The organism is Pseudomonas sp. GW821-FHT01C01 (assembly GCF_059422645.1).
Genome location: NZ_JBWKXF010000040.1, coordinates 13,786 through 39,031, shown reverse-complemented (window position 1 = coordinate 39,031; position 25,246 = coordinate 13,786). Strand labels below are relative to the sequence as shown.

Sequence of the window (25,246 nt, the reverse complement as noted above, 5' to 3'; positions counted from 1 at the left end):
CTACTCCTTGGCAACGCGTTTCATGTCCGCATCCATCATCATGCGGATCAAGGTATCCAGGTCGGTTTTTGGTTTCCAGCCCAGCACACGCTGGGCCTTGGCCGGGTTGCCGAGCAGCACCTCGACTTCGGCCGGGCGGAAGAACGCCGGATCGATCTTCACGTAATCGCGGTAGTTCAGGCCCACATGATCGAAGGCGATCCGACACATCTCGCGCACAGTAGTGGTCACGCCGGTGGCCACCACGAAGTCGTCGGGTTTGTCCTGTTGCAGCATCAGCCACATGGCTTCGACGTAGTCCCCGGCAAAGCCCCAGTCGCGTTTGGCGTCGATGTTGCCCAGGCGCAGTTCCTGCTGCTTGCCCTGCTTGATCCGGGCGGCGGCGTCGGTGACTTTGCGCGTCACGAATTCGATACCGCGCAGCGGTGATTCATGGTTGAACAGAATGCCGCTACTGGCGTGCAGGTTGAAGCTTTCGCGGTAGTTCACGGTGATCCAGTGGCCGTACAGCTTGGCCACGCCATAAGGGCTGCGCGGATAGAACGGCGTGTTCTCGTCCTGCTGCTCGGCCTGGATCAGACCGAACATTTCGCTGGTGGAGGCCTGGTAGAAGCGCGTGTGCGGACTGAACTGACGGATCGCTTCGAGCAGGTGGGTAACGCCCAGACCGTCAACGATGCCGGTGGTCACCGGTTGATCCCAGGAGGCCGCGACAAAGCTTTGCGCGGCGAGGTTGTAGACCTCGTCCGGTGCCGACTTGATCACCGCGCGCTGCACTGAACAGGCATCGGCCATGTCGCCGTCCAGGTAGACAATGTCCGCCTCGACCCCCATCTCGCGCAGGCGCCAGCGCGAGTCGCTGCTGCGTCGCGCTACCAGGCCGTGGACTTTGTAACCCTTGTCGAGCAACAGTTTGGCCAGATACGCGCCATCCTGGCCGGTGATCCCTGTGATCAATGCACTTTTAGTCATTCTTGTCGTACTCGCTTCTCCCAGTCGGACAGGATCGCCCGCAGGGATTGTTGTGTAGTGATTTCAGACTTCCATCCGGTGGTCTGGACCAGCCTGGCAGGGCTGCCACACACCCGACGCTGATCCGCGCGGCGAAGTCGCGCAGGGTCCTGGACCAGTTGCAGGTCGATCTGGGCAAGGTCTGCCAGCTGTTCGATCAAACTGCGAATGCTCTGTTCGCGCCCCGAGCAAATGTTGTAGACCTGCCCCGGCGTACCTTTTTCCAGCAATGCCAGGTAGGCCGAGACCACGTCTGCGACATCGAGGAAGTCGCGTGTGACATCGATGTCCCCGACCTCCAGTCGTGGCCCTTGCAGGCCTTGCTTGATCCGGCAGATCTGACGGGCGGCGCTGGCGATGACGAAGCTGTCTTTCTGCCCGGTGCCGATGTGGTTGAACGGACGGGCGACCAGTACGGGCCAGCCTTCGCTCAGGCCCCATTGCAAACTCAGGAACTCCGCCGACAGTTTGCTCACGGCGTATGGATTGCGCGGGCAGGGTGGTTGCAATTCAGTGATGGGCAGATGGGCTTCAGTGACCTGGCCATAGACATCACCAGAGCTGACGTACAGGAAGGTGCCCGTGAATCCGCGCGCCTTGAGGGCTTGCAGCAGGTTCAGGGTGCCCAGCAGATTGATGTTCAGGGTGCCCGCCGGATCACGAAAGGCTTCCGGGACGAACGTCTGGCCGGCCAGGTGAATCACCGCGTCGGGTATTTCCGGCCACAAGCCTTCGAGGCTGTCCGGCGCGCCGAGATCGTAGCGGCAAGGAACCGGCAGAAGCTCCCATTCCGAGGCATCGGCCTGCAAACGCGATTGGATGTGTTGTCCTGTGAATCCAGTCAGGCCCGTGACAAACAGACGTCTTTTCAACAGCGACCCCCCGGTCATTCATTTCATCCAATTCCCACAGACTTATGGAAAGCTCTCTGGAACCGATAGGGTGGCTCAAAAGACAGGTGAAATGTTTGTTGTAGTTGTTTGGTAGCCAATCTGTGCCATTTACTCGGCAATTTCAACAGGTCCAACCGTGACCGGTCAGTTCTCGTCAGCGTAGCCTGATTTATTCTCGCCGGGCGGTTCACGAATCCTCAACGGATGTGGTTAGAATGCCCCTCGTCACGATTAACCGGGGTTCGGCAGCGTCGCTTCGAAACTGCGAGAAACTGACCACTAAAACAAGAACGAAGACGGGCAGCAAGACGATGGACGAGCGCCAGTAAACACTGGCTCGAACCGTGTTTTCCCCGTCATAGCGTGAGGCTGCCGGGATGGCGGCGTCACCGTGGGATGCCATGAATTTCATTCTTTACTCCGACGTCAACGACAGCTCCATCAGCCAGAGTCTCGGCCGTCCCGAGTACAGTTACTACTTCGTGCTCAAGGCATATCGCCCTGTACTCGAAAGCCTTGGGCGAGTGCATGTGGTGTCCTCCACCGCCGAGGTCGATCCGCTCTACAAACAATTATTGGCCGCCGGCGAAGACAGTCTGTTCCTGTCGTTTACGCCGCCGCAGAAAACCCCGAACGACCTTGAGTGCCCGACGGTCTGCGTAGTGGCCTGGGAGTTTGATTCGATTCCCGATGAGCAATGGGATAACGACCCGCGTCAGGACTGGACGCAAATGCTGGCGCGCCAGGGCCGGGTGATCACACTCTCCAGCCATACCGCCCGGGCGATTCGTCGGACCATGGGCGAAGACTTTCCGGTGCTGGTGCTGCCGACGCCGTTGTGGGAAAACTACGCCGACATTCGTAGTCGCCACACCAGCGTCCCGATCAGTGCCGGCTCGACACTGGACATCAAGGGTTGCATTTTCGATACACGCACACTCGGGCTGAGCGCCGATGCACTGATTCCCGTCGTGCCGACCGCCGAGGAACTGGCGGCGCTCGAGGCCGAGCTGGAGGCATTGAAGCCACCGCCGCTGACGCTCAAGCGCCGCTTGGTGATTGCTCGCCATTACATGCACATGTGGCGCATGGACAAGGGTAGATCGCTGCCGATCCCGGTGCATCGCACTCATTTTCTAAGCCAGTGGTATTGGGAAGGGATTCGCGACTTATTGTCGGAAGCCGCCCATCAGCGTTTCGCTGACTGGTTGCCGGCCATCGCCGGCCCGCAGACGATGGCAGTACCCGAGCCAGAACCGCGACAGTGGCCGGACACCACCGCCCAGGTCGAAACACAGGTTGACGGTGTGGTGTACGTCACCGTGTTCAACCCGCGTGACGGTCGCAAGAACTGGCATCAACTGATCACCGCATTCTGCTGGGCGTTCCGCGAAACGTCTGACGCGACGCTGGTGCTGAAGATTACCCAAAGCGATCTGTCGTCCTACCACGACGAACTGATGACGTTGCTCGCGCAGCTTTCCCCGTTCGCCTGTCGGGTGGTGGTCATGCACGGCTACCTGGACGACCCGCAATACGCCCGGCTGTACGAAGCCGCCAGTTACTACGTCAATGCCTCGCGCTGCGAAGGGCTGTGCCTGCCGCTGATGGAGTTCATGGCCAGCGGTAAACCGGTGATTGCCCCGGATCACACGGCCATGGAGGACTACATCGATGAGCGTGTGGCGTTTGTGGTCAAGTCCAGCGAAGAGCTGACCATCTGGCCGCAGGACACACGTATCATCTACCGCACCCTGCGTTACCGGCCGGACTGGGGTTCGCTGAAAACCGCTTACGAAAACAGCTACCGTCTGGCCAAGGAACAACCGCTGGAATATCAGCGCATGTCCTTCGCCGCCGTCGAGCGCATGCACGATTACTGCGCTTTCGCCCCGGTGCAGAAACGCATGGCGGATTTTTTCGGGCTGGCGCCGCAGGCTTTGCCGACAGCAACCGTGACGGATAACGCCCCATGCTGATCATCATTCATTCGGAAACCAACCAGCACACCATTGCCCAGAACCTTGGCCGCTCGGAGTACAGCTATTACTTCGTGCTCAAAGAGTACCGACCCGTGCTGGCGCGGCTGGGGCGAGTGGTAGAAGTCAGCGACCCGCAGACCGAAGTCGACGCCTTGTACATGGACTGTTTGTCTCGTGGTGAAGCGTGCGTGTTCCTGTCGTTCTCACCGCCTCATCGCACGCCGGTCAATTTTGCCTGCCCGACGCTGCCGGTGTTCGCGTGGGAATTCAGCACCATCCCCAACGAACCCTTTGCCGGTGACCCGCTCAATGACTGGCGCACGGTGTTGCGGGCAGCGGGTGCGGCAATTACGCATTCCAGCTACACCGTGAATGCGGTGCGCGAGGCGATGGGCGCCGACTATCCGATCATCGCGGTACCTGCCCCGGTATGGGACCGGTTTTCCGAGCGCGGCGCCCACTTGCAACGTCAGCCCTTGGCCAGTCAGGTGCGGTTGACGCTCAAGGGGTTGCTGGCGGACAGCCGCGAACTCGACTTGCGTGCCTTCGGACCCGTGGCAACTCGCGAAGGCGTGGGTATTGATTTCGAGGCCCCGCCGAGTGAACACGAGTTGGTCCTCGATGGCGTGATTTACACCTCGGTGTTCAACCCCGGTGATGGGCGCAAGAATTGGGAAGACATGCTCAGTGCCTTTTGCGTGACGTTTCGCGAGGTGGATGACGCAACGCTGGTGCTCAAATTGACGCACCACGATGCTGAAGAAGCACTGACTGACATCCTTCACCACTTGTACAAAAACCAGTCTTACCGCTGCCGGGTCGTGCTGATTTACGGCTATCTGGCTGACGCGGACTATGAGCAGCTAGTGCAAGCCACGAGTTATGCGGTCAACACGTCCTACGGCGAAGGCCAATGTCTTCCGCTGATGGAGTTCATGTCCTGTGGCAAACCGGCGGTAGCGCCAAGGACCACGGCGATGATCGATTATCTGGATGCCGACAATGCATTCCTGATTGACTCCACCGATGAGCTGACGGCCTGGCCACATGACCCGCGCAGGGCGTTTCGTACCTTGCGCTACGTTACCAATTGGGCGTCGTTGTGCAGGGCTTACCGATCAAGTTATGACGTGGCCAAGGGGGATCCCGAGCGTTATGCACAGATGTCCGTGCACGCAGTGACCAGCCTCAAAAAATTCTGCAGCCAGGCCACTGCCGAACAGCGGCTTGACGTATTTTTTGAGCGCCTGTTCGAGAGCCTTGCCGTGGAACCCCCTGAGGCATGATTCGCGCATTGGTCAGACGTTTCTTTCCAGAGACGAAACCCGAGCCCCAGCCCGCGCCGTTACCGGTCGAGCAATCCCGTGTGTCGCCAAGAGTGGTGGGCTTGCACGATGCAATGCATGACGGCTGGTTTTCGGGCGACAGCGGCGAATTGCTCAAGGGCTTTGCGATCACCGCCGACGACACCTTGCTGGATGTCGGTTGTGGTGAAGGCGTGGCGACGTTGTTCGCGGTCCGCCAGGGCGCTTCGGTGATCTTCACTGACAGTGAACACGACAAGGTCCGCGATCTTGCCCGGCAAGTGGCCGCACAATCGGATAAACCGAACCTGGGGCTGGTCAGCAATAGTTTGCCGCTGCCATTGGCCGACGGATGCGCGAGCAAAGTCGTGTGCATGGAAGTGCTCGAACACATCGATCAGCCAGAGCCCTTCATGGCCGAACTGGTGCGCATGGGCCGTCCCGGGGCGCAGTACTTGCTGAGCGTGCCGTCCCCGGTGGGCGAGCATTTGCAGAAAGGCATCGCCCCGGCCAGCTATTTTCAATCGCCCAATCATGTGCAGATTTTCAGTCCCGAGCGGTTCGCCGCGCTGGTGGAAGACGCGGGCCTGGTCATCGAGCATCGCCAGGCCACCGGGTTTTTCTGGGTCATGGGCATGATCTTCTTCTGGGCCAGTGAGCGGGCCGCCGGGCGTGAATTGGGCGGTGCGGTTCGCGACCGCATCCAGGCACCGTACCCGCCGCTGATGGAAAGCTGGGCGAAAACCTGGCAGGACCTGCTGGCCCAGCCCGACGGGTTGGCGATCAAGCAGATGCTGGACCGGTTCATGCCCAAGAGCCAGGTGATCATTGCTCGAAAACCTCATGTCCAGGAGGGCGCATGAGCAACGAAAAACGGATAATGGACATCGAGTTGCTGCGCGGCATTGCGGTGCTCGGCGTGTTGTTTCATCACCTGCAGGACAGCCTGTTCGCGGCGGCTGTGCCGTTGCTGCAGACGATCACGCTGTACAGCCAGCCGTGGTGGGGTGTGGATCTGTTTTTTGCGATCTCGGGCTTCGTCATTGCCCGTAGCCTGATCCCGGCCTTGCGCCGCTGCACAACGCGTCAGGAATATTGGCAGCAGACGCGCAATTTCTGGTTGCGCCGGGTCTTTCGTTTGCTGCCTTCGGCCTGGCTGTGGCTGGCGCTGATGTTGCTGGCGTGCCTTTTTCTCAACCGCTCCGGTGCGTTCGGCACGCTGCACGCGAACTTTCAGGCGACCCTGGCCGGCGTCGCGCAGTACGCCAACTTCCGTTTTGCCGACAGTTTTTATCGCTATGAGTACGGCACCAGTTTCGTGTACTGGAGCCTGTCGCTGGAGGAACAGTTCTATCTGCTGTTTCCGCTGATGATCGTGCTGTTTCGCAAACACCTGGTGTGGGCTTTGCTGGCGTTGGTTGCGGTGCAGTTGTTCACTTTGCGCACGCCGATCCTGATGGTGATACGCACTGACGCGCTGGCCCTTGGCGTGCTGTTGGCGATATGGAGTACGCTACCGTCGTACCTGCGCTGGGAGCCAAAATTCTTGCGTCGTCCATGGGCGGGTGTTGCCGCACTGATCACGGTGTCGCTGCTGCTCAGCTTCATGGCAACGGATCGTTTCACCTTCGCTTCTTACCGGATCGGCTTGATTGCGGTGCTGTGCGCACTGCTGGTCTGGATCGCTTCTTACAACCGCGATTACCTGTTGCCGCGCGGCGTGTTCAAAAACCTGATGACGTGGGTCGGCAGTCGTTCCTACGGGATTTACTTGATCCATATCCCGGCCTACTTGCTGGTTCGCGAATTCATTTTCCGTTTACAGGCTGCCGGGCTGCCCAGTCCGGCTGGCCATCCGATTCTGATGTTGCTGATGGCTGGCGGCCTGATCGTGCTGCTGAGCGAACTCAACTACCGCTTCATCGAATTGCCCATGCGCAACCGCGGCGCCTCGCTGGTCAAACGCCTGGGCACCTCCCGAACAGCCGTCTCATCCTCTGGAGCCACCTCATGCTGAGCCTTTTGAAGAAACTCACGGCGGGCACGCCCGCGCCTGTGCAGCCAGAGACACCGCCCGCGACGCCAGTGGCGGACAAGGTCGACCCCTATATGCTCGGCCTGCACGACGCGATGCTCAGCGGCTGGTTCAATCAGCAAACCGGCGAATTGTTCAGCGGGTTCCCGGTGACCCCCGAGGACACGCTGCTGGATGTGGGCTGTGGCGATGGCGGCAACGTGCATTTCTGCGGGATGCGCGGGGCGAAGATCATCATTGCCGATATCGACGCGGCCAAGGTCGAAGCGACGCGCCAGCGCCTGAGCGAGACACCGGCCCGCGATGTCGAATGCCACGTCACCGACTGCAACCCGCTGCCGATTGCCGATGAAACTGCCACGCGGGTGGTGTCGACCGAGGTCATCGAGCACGTGGATGATCCGGCACAGTTCCTTGCTGAACTGGTGCGCGTTGGTAAGTCGGGTGCGTTGTATCTGCTGAGCGTCCCGCACCCAAGCTCTGAAGACCTGCAGAAAGATATCGCGGCGCCGGTGTATTTTCAGAAGCCCAACCACATTCGCATCATCAGCGAAGAGCAGTTCAAGGCCATGGTCAGCGATGCCGGTCTGGAAGTGATCAGCCACAGCCAGTACGGCTTTTACTGGTCGATGTGGATGCTGTTGTTCTGGGAAGCCAAGGTCGATTTCAGCAGCCCGGATCATCCGTTGCTCAACCACTGGGCGGAAACCTGGCAGGCGATTCTGGCTTCGCCACGGGGTGCACAGATCAAGCAGGCGCTGGATGCCGTGGTGGCGAAAAGTCAGGTGATCATTGCGCGTAAACCCTGATCACCCGGCTGTGGGAACGACGGTCTGCAACAGACCGTCCGTCACCGCCATGGGGGCCGTCCCGTTTTGAAGTTTGGGGTACTCACATCCATAGCCATTGCCCATTATTGGCTGGAGCGAATGGCCCCTCCATCAATCAACAGGTTCTGCCCGGTCAGGTAGCCCGCATGGCTGCTGCAAACGAAGGCACATAGAGCACCGAACTCCTCGGGTGAGCCGAAGCGTTTGGCAGGAATTTCGCTACGGCATTCGTCAAGGAATGCCTCACTGTCTTGCCCTGACTCTTCAGCCGCAGCGACCAGGTTGTCACGCAGTCGATCGGTGTCGAATGAGCCCGGTTGCAGGTTGTTGATCGTCACATTGCGACTGGCAATGTTTTCTTGCCGGGCAAGCCCTGCGATAAACCCCGTCAGACCACTGCGCGCACCATTGGACAGGCCCAGGCTTTCGATAGGGGACTTCACCGCACTCGACGTGATGTTGATGATCCGGCCAAATCCGCGTGCCGCCATACCGTCGACCGTGGCCTTGATCAGCTCGATTGGGGTAAGCATGTTGGCATCCAGCGCCTTGAGCCAGGCGTCGCGATTCCATTCGCGGAAATCCCCGGGAGGAGGGCCTCCGGCATTGTTGATCAAGATATCGAAATGCTCATGGGCCATGAGCGCTGCCGCCCGGCCCTCGGGCGTCGAAATGTCTCCGGCGACGGCGATGACAGTCACTTCAGGATTTATCGCTCTGAGCTGACGGGCTGTTTCATTCAGCGTGTGTTCGCCTCGTGCGGTGATTACCACGTTCACGCCTTCATGGACGAGTGCCTGTGCGCAGGCTTTTCCCAGGCCTTTGCTGGCGGCGCATACCAGCGCCCAACGTCCTGCTATTCCAAGATTCATGCGTGTTTTCCTGAAAGAAGGAAGCTCAATGTAAGTGGTCGCCTAGCACAGCACCATGCTCATGCATGATCCACAGTTTTAGACAGGCTTGGCGATCGGGTACTGATTCCCATGAAGCGCCGCACTCTTTCTCCTTCGGCATCGCATCGTATGGTTTCAGGTGCCGCATCCAGTTGGATATTACCGTTCTCCATGAATACGACCCTGTCGGATATCGACATGGCAAAGTCCATTTCGTGGGTCACGATCAGCATGGTCATGCCTTCCTTGGCCAAGTCGCGGATCACGTTCAGCACGTCGTTGACCAGTTCCGGGTCGAGGGCCGAGGTCGGCTCGTCGAACAGCATGATCTGCGGCTCCATCGCCAGGGCTCGAGCGATTGCCACACGCTGTTGCTGCCCACCGGAGAGCTGGTGCGGGTACTTGTGGGCATGGGCCAGCAGGCCAACCTTGTCCAGTAGCGCATAAGCACGATGTTCACTCAGCTCGCCCGGCTGGCCATGGTAACGCGGCGCCAGAGTGACGTTGTCGAGAATGGTGCGGTGCGGGAACAGGTTGAAGTTCTGGAACACCATGCCGATATGCCGCACGCCTTTGCGCAGGCGGGAGCTGTTGGGTTTGTCCGACGCTTCGATGAATTTTTCGCCGAACAACAGAATGTCGCCGGTATCGATGCTTTCCAGGCCGTTGACGGTGCGGATCAGCGAAGTCTTGCCGGAGCCGGATGGCCCGATGATCGAGACCACCTGGCCGTATTCGACATTCAGGTCGATACCCATCAGCACTTTGTGTGTGCCATAGCTCTTCTGGATGTTCTTCAGTTGCAGGATTGGCGTCGCGTTGTTGCCTGCTGTTTTGCGCGCATTGTCGGGCAACGCTTCGGCGCTGGCCTTGAACTTGGCGATGGTGGCTGCGTCGAGTGTGTGCGGCTTGCGGAAGTTCAGGTCCAGGTAGCGCTCCAGGCGCTGCAGGAAATAGCCGAACACGGTGACGATCAACACGTAGTAGACGCCTACCGCAGCCAGGGTTTCCATGACCAGGAAGTTAGTGGCATAGAGGCGTTGGCCGACCGTGAGGATTTCGGTCAGGGAGATGACCGAGACCAGCGATGTCAGCTTGACCACCGTGATGTATTCATTGATCAAAGTGGGCAGCGAAATACGGAAAGCCTGGGGGATCACGATCAAGCGTTGCATGCCGAACAGGCCGACACCCAGTGCACGCCCGGCTTCTTTCTGGCCCTTGGCCACAGAGATCAGGCCACCACGATGGATTTCCGCCATGTACGCCGCTTCGGTGACCACCAGGGCCAGCAGGCCGGAGTAGAAGGGGTTGGACAGAATCGGTCCGCTACCGGGAAATAATTGCGGCAAGTTGTAGACGAAGACCACCAGCACCAGCAACGGGATGCTGCGGAAGAACCAGATGTAGACAGCTGCGGGAATGCGCAGCAAGGGCGATTGGGACAGCTTGGCCGTGGCCAGGACAAAACCGAGCAGCATGCCGATGAACCAGGCCAGGGCACTGAGTTGGATCACCGTGACGCAGGCATTCCAGAAGTCTGGCAGGGAGAACAGGGAGAAGAAATACGACCAATCGAATTGCATAGGGCACCTCGATCTGCCGCCCCGGTGCAGGGGAGGCAGATGACCAGACTACAAGGACACGTTCTTAGTTGGCAGTCGGCTCTTCCAAGCCATACTTCTTGAGAATTGCGGCGTATTCACCGCTCTTTTTGCTCTCCTCGAAGGCCTTTTGCACGGCCTGGTAGGTTTCATCGTTACCCTTCTTGACGAAGATGCCCAGGGTTTGCTGATAAATCGGATGCTCGGTGGTGATCACTACCCGGCCACCGGTCTTTTCCGCGATCATTTTTGCGGCGCCAGCGATTTCAACCTGGGCCTGAATGTTCTTGGACAACAGGGCCTGGGTCACTTCGGGGGCCGAGGGGTATTCGCTGACGGTGATGGCGCCTTTGTTGTTCGGCACGCAGTATTCATCGGACAGCTTGCGGAATTCCTTGACCCAGGTCGTGCCCTGTTCCAGGCCCAGTTTCAAGCCGCACAGATCTTCAGGCTTTTTCGCATTGATCTCGCTGCCCTTGGGCACCATGACTGCGGCACCGGTGTTGGCATAAGCGATGGTCTGGGCCTGAGTCTGGCGCTCCGGTGTGATGTACATGCCGGAAATGACTGCGTCGTACTTGCCTGAGTTCAAGCCCAGGATCAGGCTCGGGAACTTGGTGTCGACGAACTCCACCTTGGCGTTCATGTGTTTGGCCAGTGCGGTTGCCAGTTCGGGGTCAGAACCCACTACATTTTTGTCCTTGTCATAGGACTCGAAAGGCGGGTAGGTGATTTCCATGCCGACCTTGAACGTGTCTGCCGCGGCCATGCTCACCGAGGCACCGAACATACCGGCTGCCAATACAGCCAGGCTCAAAAGGTTTTTCTTATTGTTTTTCATTATTTACTGACTCCGGCGTAGGTAGGGGTTTAGCTGAATACTTCAATCAGGACGCTTGGGCCTGATTTTTCAAATGTCCGAAACTGGCGGGCTTGCGTGCCTTGCCTGGCAGTTGAACTTCCCCGTTGGCCACCCTCTGGCGCAGATATTGATAGGTCTGCAGCGCCTGGCCATACATGTGTTCGCCGATCGTGATTTCTTCGTAGTCGTTGCCTGCCTGGGCGAATCCGGGCAGCGGCTTGATCTGGGTGTGGTAGTCGCAGGCATAAAACAGCGGAAAGGAATAACGCTCCTCCTTCACGCTGCGCACCCGGTGCGCAGTGGCAACGAATGCGCCGGCGGTCATCAATTCCAGCATGTCGCCGATGTTGACCACAAAGGCATCAGGCATCGGCGGTGCATCGATCCATTGACCAAGATTGTTCATCACCTCAAGACCAGGTTTGTCGGCCAGGAGGATGGTGAAGCACTCGTAATCAGTATGGGCGCCAAGACCTGGTGCGTCATGGGCGGCACCGTCGAAGGGGTAGTGGATCAGGCGCAGCTTGGACGGCGGACGGGTGACCAGGCTGTTGAAATAGTTTTCTTCCAGGCCCAGGGTCAGGGCGAAGCCGCCGAACAGGCGCCGGCCCAGGGCGAAGATCGCTTCATAGTAGGCCTGCACCGATGCCTTGAAGCCTGCCAGCTGCGGCCAGTCGTTAGGCCCCAGCAATGGGGTGTTGGCCAGCACCAGCGGATCATCGGCCGGGACTTCGAAGCCGACGTCGAAGGCTTCCTTGTGGTCCGGTTTGCCCTTGGAATAGACCTCTTCGCCTTCGGGCACAAAGCCTTTGTGGGTTTGCGAGGTGCCGATGTAGTGCCGCATCTTGGTGTCGAGGGGCTGGTCGAAAAAGTCCTTGGCCGCCTTGCGCAGGTTGGCGATCAGTTGCGGGTCGATACCGTGATCGGTGATATAGAGAAACCCGACTTCGCTGGCGGCGCGCCCCAATTGTTCGGCCACGGCCAGGCGGTGTTCCAGTTCAAAGCTGAACAGACCGGCGATGTTGACCACCGGGATGCTGTTGAAGTTGGCTTTGTGTGTGTCAGTGCTGGCGCTGTTGTTTTTATTGTCAGGCATGACGCATCGGCTCCCTAAGGATGGCTTGAGTGGTGGAAACGCTCGAAGTGTTCGCGTTCGGTCCGGCCCATCCACACGTTCAATGACCACAGGTCGGCCACCGGGACATTGGTGAAGGGCAGATGATGCAGGTAGCCGTCGGCGCCGAATTCCGGGGTCAGGGTGCTGACCTGGTAACCGCGGGCTTGCTGCGAGCGCCAGATGCTTTCCCAGTGCTGCTGATGGAAAGCCAGTTCCTTTGCATATTCGGGCGCCGCCGGGTGCGGAACCTGCGGTCCCTGGTCATAACCAACCCGGGCCTGGATATGGTGAACCCGCTCGATGAAAGCACTCAGGTCATCGGCCGGGTCATTCAACAGTCGCTCGCAGGTCACGACCCAATGGCTGATATCACTGGTGAACAACAGATCGGGCAGTTGCCGGATCAACTCCAGGGTCACCCAAGGGTTGAACAGCGAGCGCGAGCGGTGAGTTTCGAAACTGCAGACCTGGCCGTGCTTGCGCGCCAGATCCAGCGCCTGACCGAAGAACTCCACTTGTTGTGGCAAGGACCAGCGATCATTGCCCGCCAGCGCGTTGACGAAGCGTGGGCCGAGTTCGGCGGCCCAGGCGAGTTTCTGGTCGAGGTCATTAAGATGGACGGCAGGGGTCGCCGACTGGTCCGGCAGCACGTCGTACGCGGTGAAGACTGTGCTGATATAGCCCAGGCGATTGGCCTGGAGAAAAGCGCCAAACTCAGCCCGTTCACGGGCGTCCAGAGGCAGGCGTGCTTCCATGCCATCAAAGCCCGCGCGCAGCAACTCCTCGAGCGCCTGAGCCTTGCTGGCGGTATAGCCCCACAGCGTACGGAAAATTTCCAGCTTCATCGGTAATCCTCAAAAATCCCCGGGCCTACTGCAAAAGCACTTCGACGGCGCCAGGCTACTAATAAGAGACTGGTTCGCTGTGGAGTCGATGTTAGGCACAGCCCGCGCACTGAAAGAATCTGAAAGTTCAAATGAATACTTCATACTTTCGTTAACAAATAGCTAGCTACTTATCGCGCCTGCCGGAAGGGACTTTACGGGCGAGTACGTGCCTACGTTGGCTATCAGCGAGAGATGCCATTGTTACGGCATCATTTTGAAGACTCCCAAGCGACGCTGGGCCGCTGATGGTTCGTTTTTGGCTGTGGATTCAATCGGTCGATGCAACAGATTGGCTAAATCTTTCAGAGGCGGCAGACATAGGCGATCGCTGATTCCCTCAAGCCACTGTCCACGACGTTCAGCTGCCGCTCTCTATTATAAGCTTGCGTAATACTTCGAATAATAAATAGAAAATTGACTAATCATGGTCCGGGAACGAAAAATCATCCCCAGACCGGCGCCGCCAGAGCGCCGCGGATTTGCCGTTTCTCTCCTGCCAAAAAAATAACCAAAGGAGTCCCTCCATGAAGCCTCCCGCTTCGTCCCAGCCGCGCCGTGCCGTGCGGCAGCCACTGCCTTGCGACTCCGCTGCTGTGTGTCCTGTCCCTGGCCCGTCGCCATGCCAGCGCTGAACGCCTGGAACTGGCCAAGGCCTGAACATTTGAACCTGTAGGCGCCGGCTTGCCGGCGATGGCGGTGGCGCAATTGTCATCGATGTCGCCCGACAAACCGCTATCGCCGGCAAGCCGGCTCCTACAGAGATCGTTGCTTTGAATTTTCCTGGAGAAACTCATGTTGAAGATTAATGGCGAACGCCTCTGGGCGAGTCTGATGGCGATGGCCGAAATCGGCGCCACCGCCCGTGGCGGCAGCTGCCGCCTGGCCCTGAGCGACGAGGACAAGGCCGGTCGCGAACTCTTTGCCCACTGGTGCCGCGAAGCCGGCATGACCCTGAGCGTGGATGCCATCGGCAACCTGTTCGCCCGCCGCGCGGGTACTGATCCGGACGCGGCACCGGTGATGATGGGCAGTCACCTCGACACCCAGCCCGAAGGCGGGCGGTTCGATGGCGTGTACGGTGTGCTCGCCGGTCTGGAAGTGGTGCGCTGCCTGAACGATCTGGGCATCCAGACCCGCAAGCCGCTGGAAGTGGCGGTGTGGACCAACGAAGAGGGCGCACGTTTCACCCCGGCGATGTTCGGTTCGGCGGTGTTCACCGGCATCATGGCGCTGGACGCCGCGCTGGCGGTGCGCGACATCGATGGCATCAGCGTTGCCGAGGCGCTGCAACGTACCGGTTATGCCGGCGAGCGCCCGCTGGGTGGCGCGGTGGATGCCTACTTTGAAGCTCACATCGAGCAAGGGCCGATCCTCGAAGACAACGCCAAGAGCATCGGCGTGGTCAGCGGCGGCCAGGCGATTCGCTGGCTCGACGTGCGGGTCGAAGGCATGGCGGCCCACGCCGGCACCACGCCGATGCCGCTGCGCAAGGATGCCTTGTACGGCGTGGCGCAGATGATCCAGGCCATCGAAGCCCTGGCGGCGGACTTCGCCCCTGAAGGCCTGACCACGGTCGGTGAGTTGAGCATCAACAAGTCGTCGCGCAACACCATTCCGGGTCTTGTGAATTTCACTGTCGACCTGCGTCATCACCGCGATGAAACCATCGAGGCGATGGAGCGACAAGTCCGTGCGCGGCTTCAGGCGATAGCCGACGAGCGCGGTTTGCATCTGGCAATCACCCCGCACTGGATCAGCCCGGCGACACCGTTCGACGCGGACTGCGTGGCGGCGGTGCAGCAGGCGGTGGATGCGCTGGGCTACGCTCAGCAGTCGATTGTCAGCGGTGCCGGGCATGACGCGATCCACCTGGCGCGGTTCTGTCCGACGGCCATGGTGTTCATCCCGTGCGTAGGCGGCTTGAGCCACAACGAAGCCGAAGACGTACTGCCCGAAGATGTGCGCCAGGGCACGGATGTGTTGCTCAATGCGGTGTTGGCCCGCGCCGAAAAAATCGACTGAACGCTATCCATGTGGGAGCGGGCTTGCTCGCGAAGAGGGAGTGTCAGTCGACGCCAATGTTGCTTGACACGCCGCTTTCGCGAGCAAGCCCGCTCCCACAGGGGGATGCGTGCGCCTTCAAGATCTACGTTAACTGACAGGTATTCATTCCATGCGCAGTTTTTTCCATCCCAAACAATTGCTTCACCATCCACGCAGTTACTACTCCCGTGGCCAGATGCGCACGCCGCAGGAGGTGCCGGAACGTGCGCAGCGCCTGGTGCAGGCGTCTCATGCATTGGGTTTTACCGTTGAGCAACCGGCCGATGCCGGGCTCGATCCGTTGCTGGCGGTGCACGGCGCACCGTACCTGAGGTTCTTGCAGGAAGCCCACCGGCGCTGGAAAGAGATTCCTGAGGATTGGGGCGACGAAGTCATGTCGAACATCTTCGTTCGCGAACCCAATGCCCTGCGCGGGATTCTCGCGCAAGCCGCGCGCTATCTGGCCGATGGCAGTTGCCCGGTGGGCGAGCAGACCTGGCGTTCGGCTTACTGGTCGGCGCAAAGCGCCATCGCCGGCGCCCGGGCGTTGCTCGATGGCGAGCCGGCAGCGTATGCCTTGTGCCGTCCACCGGGTCACCACGCCCGGGCCGAAGCCGCGGGTGGTTTCTGTTATGTGAACAACGCGGCAGTGGCGGCGCAGGTATTGCGCGCGGGTTTTTCGCGGGTGGCGGTGCTGGATACCGACATGCATCACGGCCAAGGGATCCAGGAGATTTTCTACGACCGCGAGGACGTGCTTTACGTCTCGGTGCATGGCGATCCAACCAACTTCTATCCGGGTGTCGCAGGCTTTGCCGATGAACGCGGTGTCGGCGCAGGCGAGGGTTTCAATCTCAACCTGCCGATGGCCCATGGCGCCAGCGAGGCCGACTTCCTGGAGCAATTGGAAGTAGCGCTGAAGGCGGTGAAGGACTTTGGTGCCGAGGTACTGGTGCTGTCCCTGGGCTTCGATATTTTCGAGCTGGACCCGCAAAGCAAAGTGGCGGTGACCCGCGAAGGGTTCGCCGTGCTCGGTGAGCGCATTCGCAGCCTTGGGTTGCCATGCCTGATCGTGCAGGAGGGCGGGTATCACCTGGAGAGTCTGGAGGATAATGCGCGAGCATTTTTTGTGAATGCCGAGGTGTGGAAGATCTGAAAGCTTCAGTGTCTGGTCGGTCGACTTCGCTGGCAAGCCAGCTCCTACAGGGGGATTTGTGATGCGTCGCAGATCAATGTAGGAGCTGGCTTGCCAGCGAAGAACGATGACTCGGTCCACCTGACGGAACACAAGCGCCGTAAGGCACTTGCCATTGCCCTTACGTTAACGTAAAGATTGCGGCAGGGCGCCGACGTATGAAGGCGCAGGGCGGATGACCCGGAGCGCTTGATGACGCTAATAAAAACAAACTCCCCCAAACTGCATCGCGAAGCCCGGCTGGCCCGGGAAAAGCTGCACCTTGAAGGTGAAGTACCGGACGGCGTCCTGCGTGCGGAAATCGATGCCTCGTGGCGGCGCAGCCTGAGCCATGGTGTGCATTTCAATGCCAAGCACGAACTGGCGCTGGAATCGAGTGCGAGCCTGGACGTGTTGCTGGCCAGCAATCGCTTGCTGATCGACGCCGCATTGCCGGCGATCGATTACCTGGCCGAACGTCAGGGCAAGGAAGGGCTGATCATCCTCGCCAACTCCGACGCCACCATCCTCGCCGTCGAAGGCCGCGCCGACCGTCTCAAGGGCAGTGGCCTGCAGGACATCACCCTTGGCGCCTGCTGGAGCGAAGCCGTCCGCGGCACCAACGCCCTCGGCACGGCACTGGTGGAAGCCCGGCCGACCCTGATCGATTGCGGCGAACATTATCTGGATCGCCTCAGTGATTTTTCCTGCACCTCGGTGCCGATCCATTGCCCCCAAGGCGACATTCTTGGCGTCCTCGACCTGACCCGCGAAGGCCCGCTCGGCCGTGCCCACGACAGCACTGCACTGTTGGCCATGGCGGTCAGCCAGATCGAAAGCCGGGTGTTCAACGCCAGCTATCCGGACGAAATCGTCCTCGCCTTCCACAGCCGTCGCCAATACCTCGAATCCCCGTGGCAAGGTCTGCTGGCGGTGAGCCTTGGCGGGCAGATCCTCGCGGTCAGCGCCCAGGCTTGTCAGTTGCTCCACGCCGAGCGCTCGGCCCTGGTCGGTCGGCGCTGCGAGGAGTTTCTCGGGGTCGACGGCCTGCAATTGTTGGCGCGCTTGCATCAGGGCGGCACCGGCAGCCTGCAGACCGCCAAGGGTGAATTCTTCTACAAAACCCTGCGCGCGCCGCAACGCTCGATCAACGTCAGCAGCCCACCGCGCACAGTCGCGAAACCGGCCAAGGCGCAGCCGGATCTGGAAGCGCTCGCCGGCAGCAATACGCGTTATGCCCGTGCCTTGCGTATGGCCCGTCAAGGCCTGGCCAATGAACTGCCGGTGTTGTTATTGGGCGAAACCGGCACCGGTAAAGAGGTGATCGCCCGTGCCCTACACATGGCCGGAGCGCGCTGCGACAAACCCTTCGTGGCGGTGAACTGTGCGGCCATTCCCGAAGGCCTGATCGAGTCCGAACTGTTCGGCTATCGCGAAGGCGCGTTCACCGGGTCGCGCCGGGGCGGCATGGTCGGGCGCCTGCAACAGGCTCACGGCGGCACCTTGTTCCTCGATGAAATCGGCGACATGCCTTTGGCCTTGCAGGCTCGGCTGTTGCGCGTGTTGCAGGATCGCAAGGTCGCGCCCCTGGGCGCTGGCGAAGAGCAGGACATCGACGTCGCGCTGATCTGCGCCACCCACCGTGACCTCAAGCGTCTGGTGGAAGAAAAACACTTTCGCGAGGACTTGTTCTACCGGGTCAATGGCATCAGCGTGATGCTCCCGGCCCTGCGCGAACGCGAAGATTTCGCCGCGCTGGTCAGTCGCATGCTGACGACACTGGGCGCACCCACCGTGGTCCTGCACGACGATCTGAATCGCTTGCTCAGCGGCTATCACTGGCCCGGCAACATCCGCCAACTGGAGATGGTCCTGCGCACCGCGCTGGCCATGCGCGAACCGGGTGACACCGTGCTGACCCTCGACCACTTGCCCGACAGCATGCTCGACGAGTTGACCGCCAGCGAACGGCCCCAGACCGGCAGCATCCGTGAAAATGAACTGGAGCTGATCCGCCAGTCCCTGGACACACATCAGGGCAACGTCTCGGCCGCCGCCGACGCCCTGGGCATCAGCCGCGCGACCCTGTATCGCAAGCTCAAACAGTTGCGTTCGTGATGCGGCGCTTGATCGTCCGGCTGATCGACAGCCAGAACCCCGAGGCCCTGCAAGCGTCGCTGCACTGGCTGTACAGCTTTGTGCGACCTCATCGCCTGGCGATTGCCGGGCTGCTGGGCCTGTCTGTCTGCGCCTCGGCGCTGGTGCTGGTCCAGCCGTGGCTGACCAAACTGCTGATCGACGACGGCCTGCTGGCGCGCAACTTCCCGATGCTGGTGCTGATCGCCGGGCTGATGATCGTTGCCGGGTTGTTGGGGACAGCGCTTTCGGGCATCAATCGCTACCTGCACACGCGCCTGTCCGGGCGCATGCTGTTTGCCCTGCGCGATGACCTGTATCGGCATTTGCAAACCCTGTCGCCGAGTTTCTACGGCCAGCGACGCATCGGCGACCTGATGTCGCGCCTCGATGGCGACGTCGCGGAAATCCAGCGGTTCGCCGTGGACTCGCTGTTCTCGGCCGTGTCGAGCGTGATCGGCCTGGTGGTTGCCATCGCGATGCTGTTGACGCTGTCCTGGAAGCTCTCGCTGCTGGCCCTGGTGCTGATTCCCCTCGATGTCCTCTGGCTGCGCTGGATGCGGCGCAAGGTCGAGCGCGATGTGCGGCAGTTGCGCGAGCGTTCGGCGGACATGTCGTCGTTCATGGTCGAGACATTGCCGGTGATGAAGTTCATCCAGTCCGCCGGCCAGCAACAGCGCGAAGCGCGGCGCCTCGAGACGCTGGGGCAGGGCTACATGAGCCAGTTGCTGCGCCTGCAAGTCACTGAGTTTTTCACCCAGGCCGTACCCGGCACGCTGACCTCACTGTCCCGGGCCTGCGCATTTTTGATCGGCGGATATTGGGTGGTGCAGGGCACCTGGCAGCTCGGTGCCCTGATTGCGTTTTCCACCTACCTGGGAATGGCCGTGGGGCCGGTGCAGAGCTTGCTCGGGCTCTACGTCGCGATTCAGCGGATGACCGTCAGCCTCGGCCGGGTCATGGAGTTGCGCGGCGAACAACCGAGCGTGTTGACGCCCGCCCGGCCACGCTCGATGCCAAATGGTGGCGACCTCTGGTTCGACAACGTGCACTTTGCCCATCCCGGTCGCCAATCGACCCTGCGTGGCATCGAAGCGCGGATTCCCTACGGTTTGAAAGTGGCCCTCAGCGGCGGCTCGGGCGTGGGTAAATCGACCCTGATCGACCTGCTGCAACGTCATCACGATCCGCAATCGGGCCGGGTACTGCTGGCTGACGTCGATTTGCGCGAACTGGACCTGTTCCAGTTGCGTCGACGCATTGCCATCGTCAGTCAGGACATCGTGCTGTTTCGCGGCAGCCTCGCCGACAACCTGGCCTATGCGGTGCCGGACGCCAGCCGCGAGGCGATTGCCGAAGTGGCGCGACTGGCGCAACTCGACAGCCTGATCGAGTCCTTGCCCGAAGGCCTCGACAGCCCGTTGGGCGAGCGTGGCCAGCAGTTGTCCGGCGGGCAGAAGCAACGCATTGCGATTGCCCGGGCGCTGTTGCAGGACCCTTTGATTCTGGTACTCGATGAAGCCACGTCCGCGGTGGACGAAGCCACCGAGCGCGAAGTCATCGACGCCATCGACCGCTTGTTTGCCGGACGCACGCGCATTCTGATCAGCCATCGCCCTTCAACCCTGGCCGATGCCAATCTGCGTTTCGAATTGCTCGACGGCGTGCTGACCTCGAAAACGGTGCTGCATGAAACCTGAGTTGCGCATTGGTGTGGTGGACAGCGGCCACTCGGCAGCACAACGGGTGCAAGTGATTGCCGGTCGGCGCTTTTCATTGCTTGAAGACGGCCTGGCCGAGGGCAATTTGCGCGAAGACCCGCTGGGGCATGGCAGTGCGGTGATCGAAGCGATCGGCCGGCGTGCGCCATCGGCAGTGTTTTGCGTGGCCCAGGTGTTCGACCAGCGGGGCGTCACCAGCGCCTTGCAGATCGCAACGGCGATTGACTGGCTGGTGGCGCAGGAGGTGCGACTGATCAATTTGAGCCTCGGCCTGCGCCAGGATCGCAGCCTGTTGCGGGCTGCCTGTGCGGCGGCGGTGGCGCGGGGCGTGCTGCTGTGTGCGTCGAGCCCGGCCCAGGGGGACGGGGTGTTTCCGGCGAATTATCCGCAGGTGTTGCGGGTGACCGGGGATGCGCGGTGCGCCGAGCAGGAATGGTCGTGGCTTAACAGTGCCCAGGCGGATTTCGCCGCGTGTGTGCATGGCACCTATCCGGGGCAATCCGGGGCGAGCCTCGGTTGTGCCGCGTTGAGCGGGCACATCGCCGGGTTTCTCGCCAAACAGCCTGACGCCAGCAATGAGCAAGTCATCGAGTGGTTGCGCGAGCATGCCCGTTACCGTGGCCCTGAACGGCGATTCGGGCCGTGACGGACATCGTAGTTCTTGGCGCCGGCCCGGCCGGTGCCGCCGTCGCACTGGGGCTACGGCGGCTGGGCCATGGCGTCACGCTGGTCAGCGAGTGGCGCCGGTTTGCCGCGCTCGAAGGCGTGTCCGTGCGGGTTCTGGAGGCCTTGCGCAACGCGGGTCTTGCGCAAGCGTTGGCGGATGCGGCGTTGCCGTCCCAGCGCCAGGTCTCGTGGAATGGCCAGCACCATGCGCAGAACATCGAATACTTGCTCGACCGTCCGGTGTTTGACCGAGGCCTGCGCGAGGATTTACGCCTGGCGGGGGTTGAACTGATCGAAGGTCGTGTGCTGACGGTTCAGTCATCGGCCAATGGTCATCGAATCGAAATCGACGGACGCGAACCGCTGGTAGCGGACTTTCTGGTAGAGGCCCGCGGACGCCAGGCGCCGGCCCTCGGTAAAGGCTCGCGCGGACCGGAGACAGTCAGCCTGCTCAATCGCTGGCAAGGTACGCCAGGCAGCACCGCCAGCGCCGTGGAAAGCCTTGAGGACGGTTGGGCGTGGATGGCGCGGCGCGCCGACGGCCAGTGTTACTGGCAATGGACGGTGGACGTGGCCAGCGCCGGGTTGCCGGGCAAGACGCAGTTGCTCGAATACTGTCGCCAACGCCGTGGGGAGTCGGCAGTGGCCCGTGGGTTTTTCGGCGGCGAACCGGAGCTTGATTTGCAGCTGCATGCCCGCAGCAGCACGGCGATTCTTAGCCCGCAGGTGTGCGGCGATAACTGGATTCGGGTCGGTGATGCGGCGATGGCGGTGGATCCGTTGTCGGGCAACGGCATCTTTCAGTCGCTGTCTTCGGCGTTGCAGGCGCCGGCGGTGATCAACACGCTGCTGTGCAAACCCGAACGAGCGGCTCTGGCCCAACGTTTTCACCAGCAGCGGGTGGAACAGTTGTTTTTGCGTTTTGCGCGAATCGGCCGGGATTTTTATGCCGATGAACAACGCTGGATTGACCAGCCGTTCTGGCAGGCACGACGGCAATGGCCGGACGCCGAGGTGGCCCATGTCGAGGCCGATTTCAATGCGCTGAGGATTGAGCGCGCGCCGGTGTTGCGTGATGGGCTGGTCGATGAGGCCGAGGTGGTCATAACGGCGGATCAGCCGTTGGGCATCTGGCATGTGCATGGGGTTGAACTGGCGCCGTTGTTGCGGCGATTGCGTAGCGAGCCGGCGGAGCAGGCGTTGGCCGGTTTGACGGTGGAGCAGGGGCGGATGGTTCGCAGCTGGTTGCTGGGTCAGGGCTTCAAACCCTGAATGAAGAACGTCCGGATCCGGCGAAAAGCCTGTTCTCCCAGCGCAAAGCATCGTAATTTACGCGCCATAATGACAAGGATTTTTGGGGTGTAAGTGGGAGCCTATCGTCTGCTATTGGCCGTTCTGGTGGCCGTTTCTCATATGGGCAAGACGTTCATGGGGCTAAACCCCGGCGTGATTGCCGTGATTTCCTTCCTGATCATCAGCGGTTTCGTAATGACCTCGCTGATCGAGCGCAACTACAAGGCACCGGAGAAAGTTGGCCTGTTCTACCTGGACCGCGCCCTGCGGCTCTACCCTCAATTCCTGTTCTACTTCGCAGTTTCCTGTGCGGTGATCTATTTCCTGCTGCCCGGCACGCCTCAAGCCGCCGAGCTGACGCTGCGCAACATCGCCGCAAGCCTGACTATTGTGCCACTCGGCTTCTACATGTTCGGAGCGGCGGGATCGTGGATCTTGCCGCCGGCCTGGTCTTTGGGGCTTGAGATGTGCTTCTACCTGGTGATCCCTTTCCTGATCATCTACAGGGCGCGGGGCGTTGCGTTTGCTCTATCCGTCGTCGTCTTCATGGCCGCGTGCCTGGGTTTCATCAACACCGACCTGTACGGCTACCGTCTATTGCCGGGCGTGCTGTTCATGTTCCTGTGCGGCAGCTACCTGTACAAAGCGCAGCCGAAGGGTTTGGCGATCGCTGCCGGCACCGCCGTGGCGGCGGCCCTGATGTTTGCGGCCATCATGGCGGGATGGATAGAGCGCCGACCGTTCAATGCCGAAGTGACCGCCGGCATAGCGCTGGGCGTGCCCGCCGTGTACCTGCTGACAAAACTCCAGTTTCACCGGATTGACGAGCTCCTCGGCAATATCAGCTACGGCGTGTTCCTGAATCACTATGTGGTGATGTACTTCCTGCACGCTATCTGGTCGGTTGCCTACGATGGGGCCATTGTTGCAACAGTGCTGGCCTTGTCGTTGCTGCTCAGCGGCGTTTCGTACTACTGCGTCGAACGGCCGGCCCTGAAACTTCGTCACGCGCTTCGGGCCGGCGCAAAAAAATGGGGTGGGTCAACCGCAGGGCCGCGAAACAGCGGCGTAGTGGCTGGGGGGCGCCTTCGCGGGCAAGCCCGCTCCCACCGGGGAACGCATTCCAATGTGGGAGCGGGCTTGCCCGCGAAAGCGGACTAACGAACGCCGCAAATCACAACTTGATCAACACCGACTTCAGCTCGGTGTAATGCTCGATCGCCGCATACCCCATCTCACGCCCGACCCCGGACATCTTGTAACCGCCGAACGGCAGCGCCGGGTCCAGGGCGCTGTGGCAGTTGACCCACACCGACCCTGACTTGATCCGTGGAATCATCCGGTGCACCGCCGCCAGGTCATTGGACCAGATGCTCGCCCCCAGGCCGTAGGGGCTGTCATTGGCCATGCGCAGGGCATCGGCTTCGTCATCGAACGGGATGGCCACCAGCACCGGGCCGAAGATTTCTTCCTGCACCAGTGAGTGCTTCTGGTCGACATCGACAATCACCGTCGGCTTGACGAAAAAACCCGGGCCGAACTGCTCTCCGCCGCAGGCGATAGTCGCGCCGCTTTCCCGGCCCTTTTCGATGTAGCCATAAACCCGTTCCTGCTGGCGCGCCGAGATCAACGGTCCCATGTCGACGCTCGCGTCCAGGCCGTTGCCGAGTTTCATGGCGTTGGCGATATCGCTGATGTCCGCCACCACATTGTCGAAATGCTTGCGCTGTACATACAGCCTGGAACCTGCGCAGCAGACTTGGCCCTGATTGAAGAAAATCGCGCTGGCGGCCCCGGCCGCGGCGGTTTTCAGGTCGGCATCGGCCATGACGATGGTCGGCGATTTACCACCCAGCTCCAGGGTGACCCGGGTCATGGAGTCCATGGCGATCTTGCCGATCTGCTTGCCCACGGCGGTGGAACCGGTGAAGGTCAGTTTGTCCACCAGTGGGTTGTGGGTCAGGGCTGAGCCTGCGGTGATGCCGGTGCCAGTGACCACATTGAACACGCCTTCGGGATACCCGGCTTCCAGCACCAGCTCAGCGAGTTTCAACGCGGTCAGCGGGGTTTCGTCGGCGGGTTTGAGCACCACGGTACAACCGGTGGCCAGGGCCGGGCCGAGTTTCCAGCAGGCCAGCAGCAGGGGGAAGTTCCAGGCGACGATGGCGCCGACCACGCCGACCGCTTCGCGGCGGATGAAACTGTGGAACTGGTCGTTGGGCATCAGCGGTGCCGAAACGTCAACCGTAGAGCCTTCAATCTTGGTCGCCCAACCGGCCATGTAGCGCAGGAAGTCGATAGCCAGTTGCACGTCCATCACCTGGGCCACGGCCGCGCTTTTGCCGTTGTTCAGGCATTCCAGTTGCGCCAGCAGTTCGGCGTCGCGCTGCATCAGGTCGGCGAGTTTCCATAACAGGTTCTGCCGCTCCCGGGGACGGGTGCGGGTCCAGGCCGAGTCGTCGAACGCTTGGCGGGCGGCGAGTACCGCGCGGTCGACATCCTCCGGCGTTGCCCGTGGCACCACGCACAGCACCTCACCGGTGGCCGGGTTGTGCAGCGGCATGGTCTGGCCGTCGGCGGCCTCGACCCAGTCACCGCCGATTAGCATGCGCGGGGCGCGCTGGATGAATGCCGAAGTGGCGGGAAGCACATTTGGGAGCGACATGATGAAACCTCGTCTTGTTCGTGTGGCGAGGTCATTCGCAACGGTTGTGCCAGTTTGCCAAAAGAGCCGTGTTAGCAGGCTTCGGCGGAAAAAGCAGCTCTTGAACGAGCGCAGGACTGTCGCAAACTGA

Annotated in this window: 20 protein-coding genes; 12 read left to right on the top strand and 8 right to left on the bottom strand. The window is 60.9% G+C overall.

Annotated features, from left to right (window positions below):
- Positions 1-972: a GDP-mannose 4,6-dehydratase gene (gmd, locus tag AC07XF_RS21185; RefSeq protein ID WP_007988274.1), complete on the bottom strand. Its 972-nt coding sequence runs from the start codon at positions 970-972 to the stop codon at positions 1-3.
- Positions 969-1,883 carry a GDP-mannose 4,6-dehydratase gene (locus tag AC07XF_RS21180; RefSeq protein WP_495028016.1) on the bottom strand — a complete coding sequence of 305 codons (915 nt, stop codon included), beginning with the start codon at positions 1,881-1,883 and terminating at the stop codon, positions 969-971. The genes gmd and AC07XF_RS21180 overlap by 4 nt, the downstream gene beginning before the upstream one ends.
- A 422-nt stretch (positions 1,884-2,305) precedes the next feature.
- On the opposite strand from AC07XF_RS21180, the gene AC07XF_RS21175 reads away from it, so the two are divergent.
- From AC07XF_RS21175 to AC07XF_RS21155, 5 genes are read left to right on the top strand one after another with little or no spacing between them, the layout of a single operon-like run.
- Positions 2,306-3,883, top strand: coding sequence for a glycosyltransferase (locus tag AC07XF_RS21175; RefSeq protein WP_495028015.1), 1,578 nt, complete (start codon positions 2,306-2,308; stop codon positions 3,881-3,883).
- Complete coding sequence (locus AC07XF_RS21170) at positions 3,877-5,172, top strand: glycosyltransferase (RefSeq protein ID WP_495028014.1); 1,296 nt, start codon at positions 3,877-3,879, stop codon at positions 5,170-5,172. Before AC07XF_RS21175 ends, AC07XF_RS21170 begins: the two co-directional genes overlap by 7 nt.
- Positions 5,169-6,053 carry a class I SAM-dependent methyltransferase gene (locus AC07XF_RS21165; protein ID WP_495028013.1) on the top strand — a complete coding sequence of 295 codons (885 nt, stop codon included), beginning with the start codon at positions 5,169-5,171 and terminating at the stop codon, positions 6,051-6,053. The genes AC07XF_RS21170 and AC07XF_RS21165 overlap by 4 nt, the downstream gene beginning before the upstream one ends.
- Positions 6,050-7,207, top strand: coding sequence for an acyltransferase family protein (locus tag AC07XF_RS21160; RefSeq protein WP_495028012.1), 1,158 nt, complete (start codon positions 6,050-6,052; stop codon positions 7,205-7,207). The genes AC07XF_RS21165 and AC07XF_RS21160 overlap by 4 nt, the downstream gene beginning before the upstream one ends.
- On the top strand, positions 7,201-8,034 hold the full coding sequence (locus AC07XF_RS21155) for a class I SAM-dependent methyltransferase (protein WP_495028011.1): 834 nt from the start codon (positions 7,201-7,203) through the stop codon (positions 8,032-8,034). Before AC07XF_RS21160 ends, AC07XF_RS21155 begins: the two co-directional genes overlap by 7 nt.
- Before the next feature lie 104 nt (positions 8,035-8,138).
- Here AC07XF_RS21155 and AC07XF_RS21150 read toward each other — a convergent pair whose 3' ends face one another.
- The 5 genes from AC07XF_RS21150 to AC07XF_RS21130 form a co-directional block, all read right to left on the bottom strand.
- Positions 8,139-8,927, bottom strand: coding sequence for an SDR family oxidoreductase (locus AC07XF_RS21150; RefSeq protein ID WP_495028010.1), 789 nt, complete (start codon positions 8,925-8,927; stop codon positions 8,139-8,141).
- A gap of 59 nt (positions 8,928-8,986) precedes the next feature.
- Positions 8,987-10,534 carry an amino acid ABC transporter permease/ATP-binding protein gene (locus tag AC07XF_RS21145; RefSeq protein WP_495028009.1) on the bottom strand — a complete coding sequence of 516 codons (1,548 nt, stop codon included), beginning with the start codon at positions 10,532-10,534 and terminating at the stop codon, positions 8,987-8,989.
- A 64-nt stretch (positions 10,535-10,598) separates the two neighbouring features.
- A complete protein-coding gene (locus AC07XF_RS21140; RefSeq protein ID WP_442097333.1) occupies positions 10,599-11,393 on the bottom strand; it encodes an ABC transporter substrate-binding protein in 795 nt (264 codons plus the stop codon).
- Positions 11,394-11,439: 46 nt separating this feature from the next.
- Positions 11,440-12,510 carry an isopenicillin N synthase family dioxygenase gene (locus AC07XF_RS21135; RefSeq protein WP_495028008.1) on the bottom strand — a complete coding sequence of 357 codons (1,071 nt, stop codon included), beginning with the start codon at positions 12,508-12,510 and terminating at the stop codon, positions 11,440-11,442.
- A gap of 14 nt (positions 12,511-12,524) precedes the next feature.
- Complete coding sequence (locus AC07XF_RS21130) at positions 12,525-13,376, bottom strand: sugar phosphate isomerase/epimerase family protein (protein WP_495028007.1); 852 nt, start codon at positions 13,374-13,376, stop codon at positions 12,525-12,527.
- Between the two features lie 834 nt (positions 13,377-14,210).
- Here AC07XF_RS21130 and AC07XF_RS21125 point away from each other — a divergent pair.
- The 7 genes from AC07XF_RS21125 (at position 14,211) to AC07XF_RS21095 (ending at position 23,612) form a co-directional block, all read left to right on the top strand.
- Positions 14,211-15,440: a Zn-dependent hydrolase gene (locus AC07XF_RS21125; protein WP_495028006.1), complete on the top strand. Its 1,230-nt coding sequence runs from the start codon at positions 14,211-14,213 to the stop codon at positions 15,438-15,440.
- A gap of 151 nt (positions 15,441-15,591) precedes the next feature.
- Positions 15,592-16,617: a histone deacetylase family protein gene (locus AC07XF_RS21120; RefSeq protein ID WP_495028005.1), complete on the top strand. Its 1,026-nt coding sequence runs from the start codon at positions 15,592-15,594 to the stop codon at positions 16,615-16,617.
- A gap of 231 nt (positions 16,618-16,848) precedes the next feature.
- Positions 16,849-18,753 carry a sigma-54-dependent Fis family transcriptional regulator gene (locus AC07XF_RS21115; RefSeq protein WP_495028004.1) on the top strand — a complete coding sequence of 635 codons (1,905 nt, stop codon included), beginning with the start codon at positions 16,849-16,851 and terminating at the stop codon, positions 18,751-18,753.
- Positions 18,753-20,471 (top strand): ABC transporter ATP-binding protein, encoded by a 1,719-nt coding sequence (locus tag AC07XF_RS21110; RefSeq protein WP_495028003.1) that lies wholly within the window; start codon positions 18,753-18,755, stop codon positions 20,469-20,471. The genes AC07XF_RS21115 and AC07XF_RS21110 overlap by 1 nt, the downstream gene beginning before the upstream one ends.
- Positions 20,461-21,138: a subtilisin-like serine protease QhpE gene (gene qhpE / locus AC07XF_RS21105; protein ID WP_495028002.1), complete on the top strand. Its 678-nt coding sequence runs from the start codon at positions 20,461-20,463 to the stop codon at positions 21,136-21,138. Before AC07XF_RS21110 ends, qhpE begins: the two co-directional genes overlap by 11 nt.
- On the top strand, positions 21,135-22,430 hold the full coding sequence (gene qhpG / locus AC07XF_RS21100) for a flavin-dependent monooxygenase QhpG (RefSeq protein WP_495028001.1): 1,296 nt from the start codon (positions 21,135-21,137) through the stop codon (positions 22,428-22,430). Before qhpE ends, qhpG begins: the two co-directional genes overlap by 4 nt.
- A 93-nt stretch (positions 22,431-22,523) precedes the next feature.
- A complete protein-coding gene (locus AC07XF_RS21095; RefSeq protein ID WP_495028000.1) occupies positions 22,524-23,612 on the top strand; it encodes an acyltransferase family protein in 1,089 nt (362 codons plus the stop codon).
- A gap of 13 nt (positions 23,613-23,625) precedes the next feature.
- On the opposite strand, the gene AC07XF_RS21090 is transcribed toward AC07XF_RS21095, so the two are convergent.
- The gene (locus AC07XF_RS21090) at positions 23,626-25,116 is read right to left on the bottom strand and encodes an aldehyde dehydrogenase family protein (protein ID WP_495027999.1); all 1,491 of its coding nucleotides are present in this window, start codon (positions 25,114-25,116) and stop codon (positions 23,626-23,628) included.
- Positions 25,117-25,246 lie beyond the last annotated feature (130 nt).

Bases quoted from the DNA above. Each gene is read 5' to 3' on its own strand.
- AC07XF_RS21165 (WP_495028013.1), top strand. From the start codon at position 5,169: ATGATTCGCGCATTGGTCAGACGTTTCTTTCCAGAGACGAAACCCGAG.
- AC07XF_RS21170 (WP_495028014.1), top strand. From the start codon at position 3,877: ATGCTGATCATCATTCATTCGGAAACCAACCAGCACACCATTGCCCAG.
- AC07XF_RS21135 (WP_495028008.1), bottom strand. From the start codon at position 12,510: ATGCCTGACAATAAAAACAACAGCGCCAGCACTGACACACACAAAGCC.
- AC07XF_RS21125 (WP_495028006.1), top strand. From the start codon at position 14,211: ATGTTGAAGATTAATGGCGAACGCCTCTGGGCGAGTCTGATGGCGATG.
- AC07XF_RS21150 (WP_495028010.1), bottom strand. From the start codon at position 8,927: ATGAATCTTGGAATAGCAGGACGTTGGGCGCTGGTATGCGCCGCCAGC.
- qhpE (WP_495028002.1), top strand. From the start codon at position 20,461: ATGAAACCTGAGTTGCGCATTGGTGTGGTGGACAGCGGCCACTCGGCA.
- AC07XF_RS21110 (WP_495028003.1), top strand. From the start codon at position 18,753: ATGCGGCGCTTGATCGTCCGGCTGATCGACAGCCAGAACCCCGAGGCC.
- AC07XF_RS21175 (WP_495028015.1), top strand. From the start codon at position 2,306: ATGAATTTCATTCTTTACTCCGACGTCAACGACAGCTCCATCAGCCAG.
- AC07XF_RS21115 (WP_495028004.1), top strand. From the start codon at position 16,849: ATGACGCTAATAAAAACAAACTCCCCCAAACTGCATCGCGAAGCCCGG.
- AC07XF_RS21130 (WP_495028007.1), bottom strand. From the start codon at position 13,376: ATGAAGCTGGAAATTTTCCGTACGCTGTGGGGCTATACCGCCAGCAAG.
- AC07XF_RS21155 (WP_495028011.1), top strand. From the start codon at position 7,201: ATGCTGAGCCTTTTGAAGAAACTCACGGCGGGCACGCCCGCGCCTGTG.
- AC07XF_RS21120 (WP_495028005.1), top strand. From the start codon at position 15,592: ATGCGCAGTTTTTTCCATCCCAAACAATTGCTTCACCATCCACGCAGT.
- AC07XF_RS21140 (WP_442097333.1), bottom strand. From the start codon at position 11,393: ATGAAAAACAATAAGAAAAACCTTTTGAGCCTGGCTGTATTGGCAGCC.
- AC07XF_RS21145 (WP_495028009.1), bottom strand. From the start codon at position 10,534: ATGCAATTCGATTGGTCGTATTTCTTCTCCCTGTTCTCCCTGCCAGAC.
- gmd (WP_007988274.1), bottom strand. From the start codon at position 972: ATGACTAAAAGTGCATTGATCACAGGGATCACCGGCCAGGATGGCGCG.
- AC07XF_RS21090 (WP_495027999.1), bottom strand. From the start codon at position 25,116: ATGTCGCTCCCAAATGTGCTTCCCGCCACTTCGGCATTCATCCAGCGC.
- AC07XF_RS21160 (WP_495028012.1), top strand. From the start codon at position 6,050: ATGAGCAACGAAAAACGGATAATGGACATCGAGTTGCTGCGCGGCATT.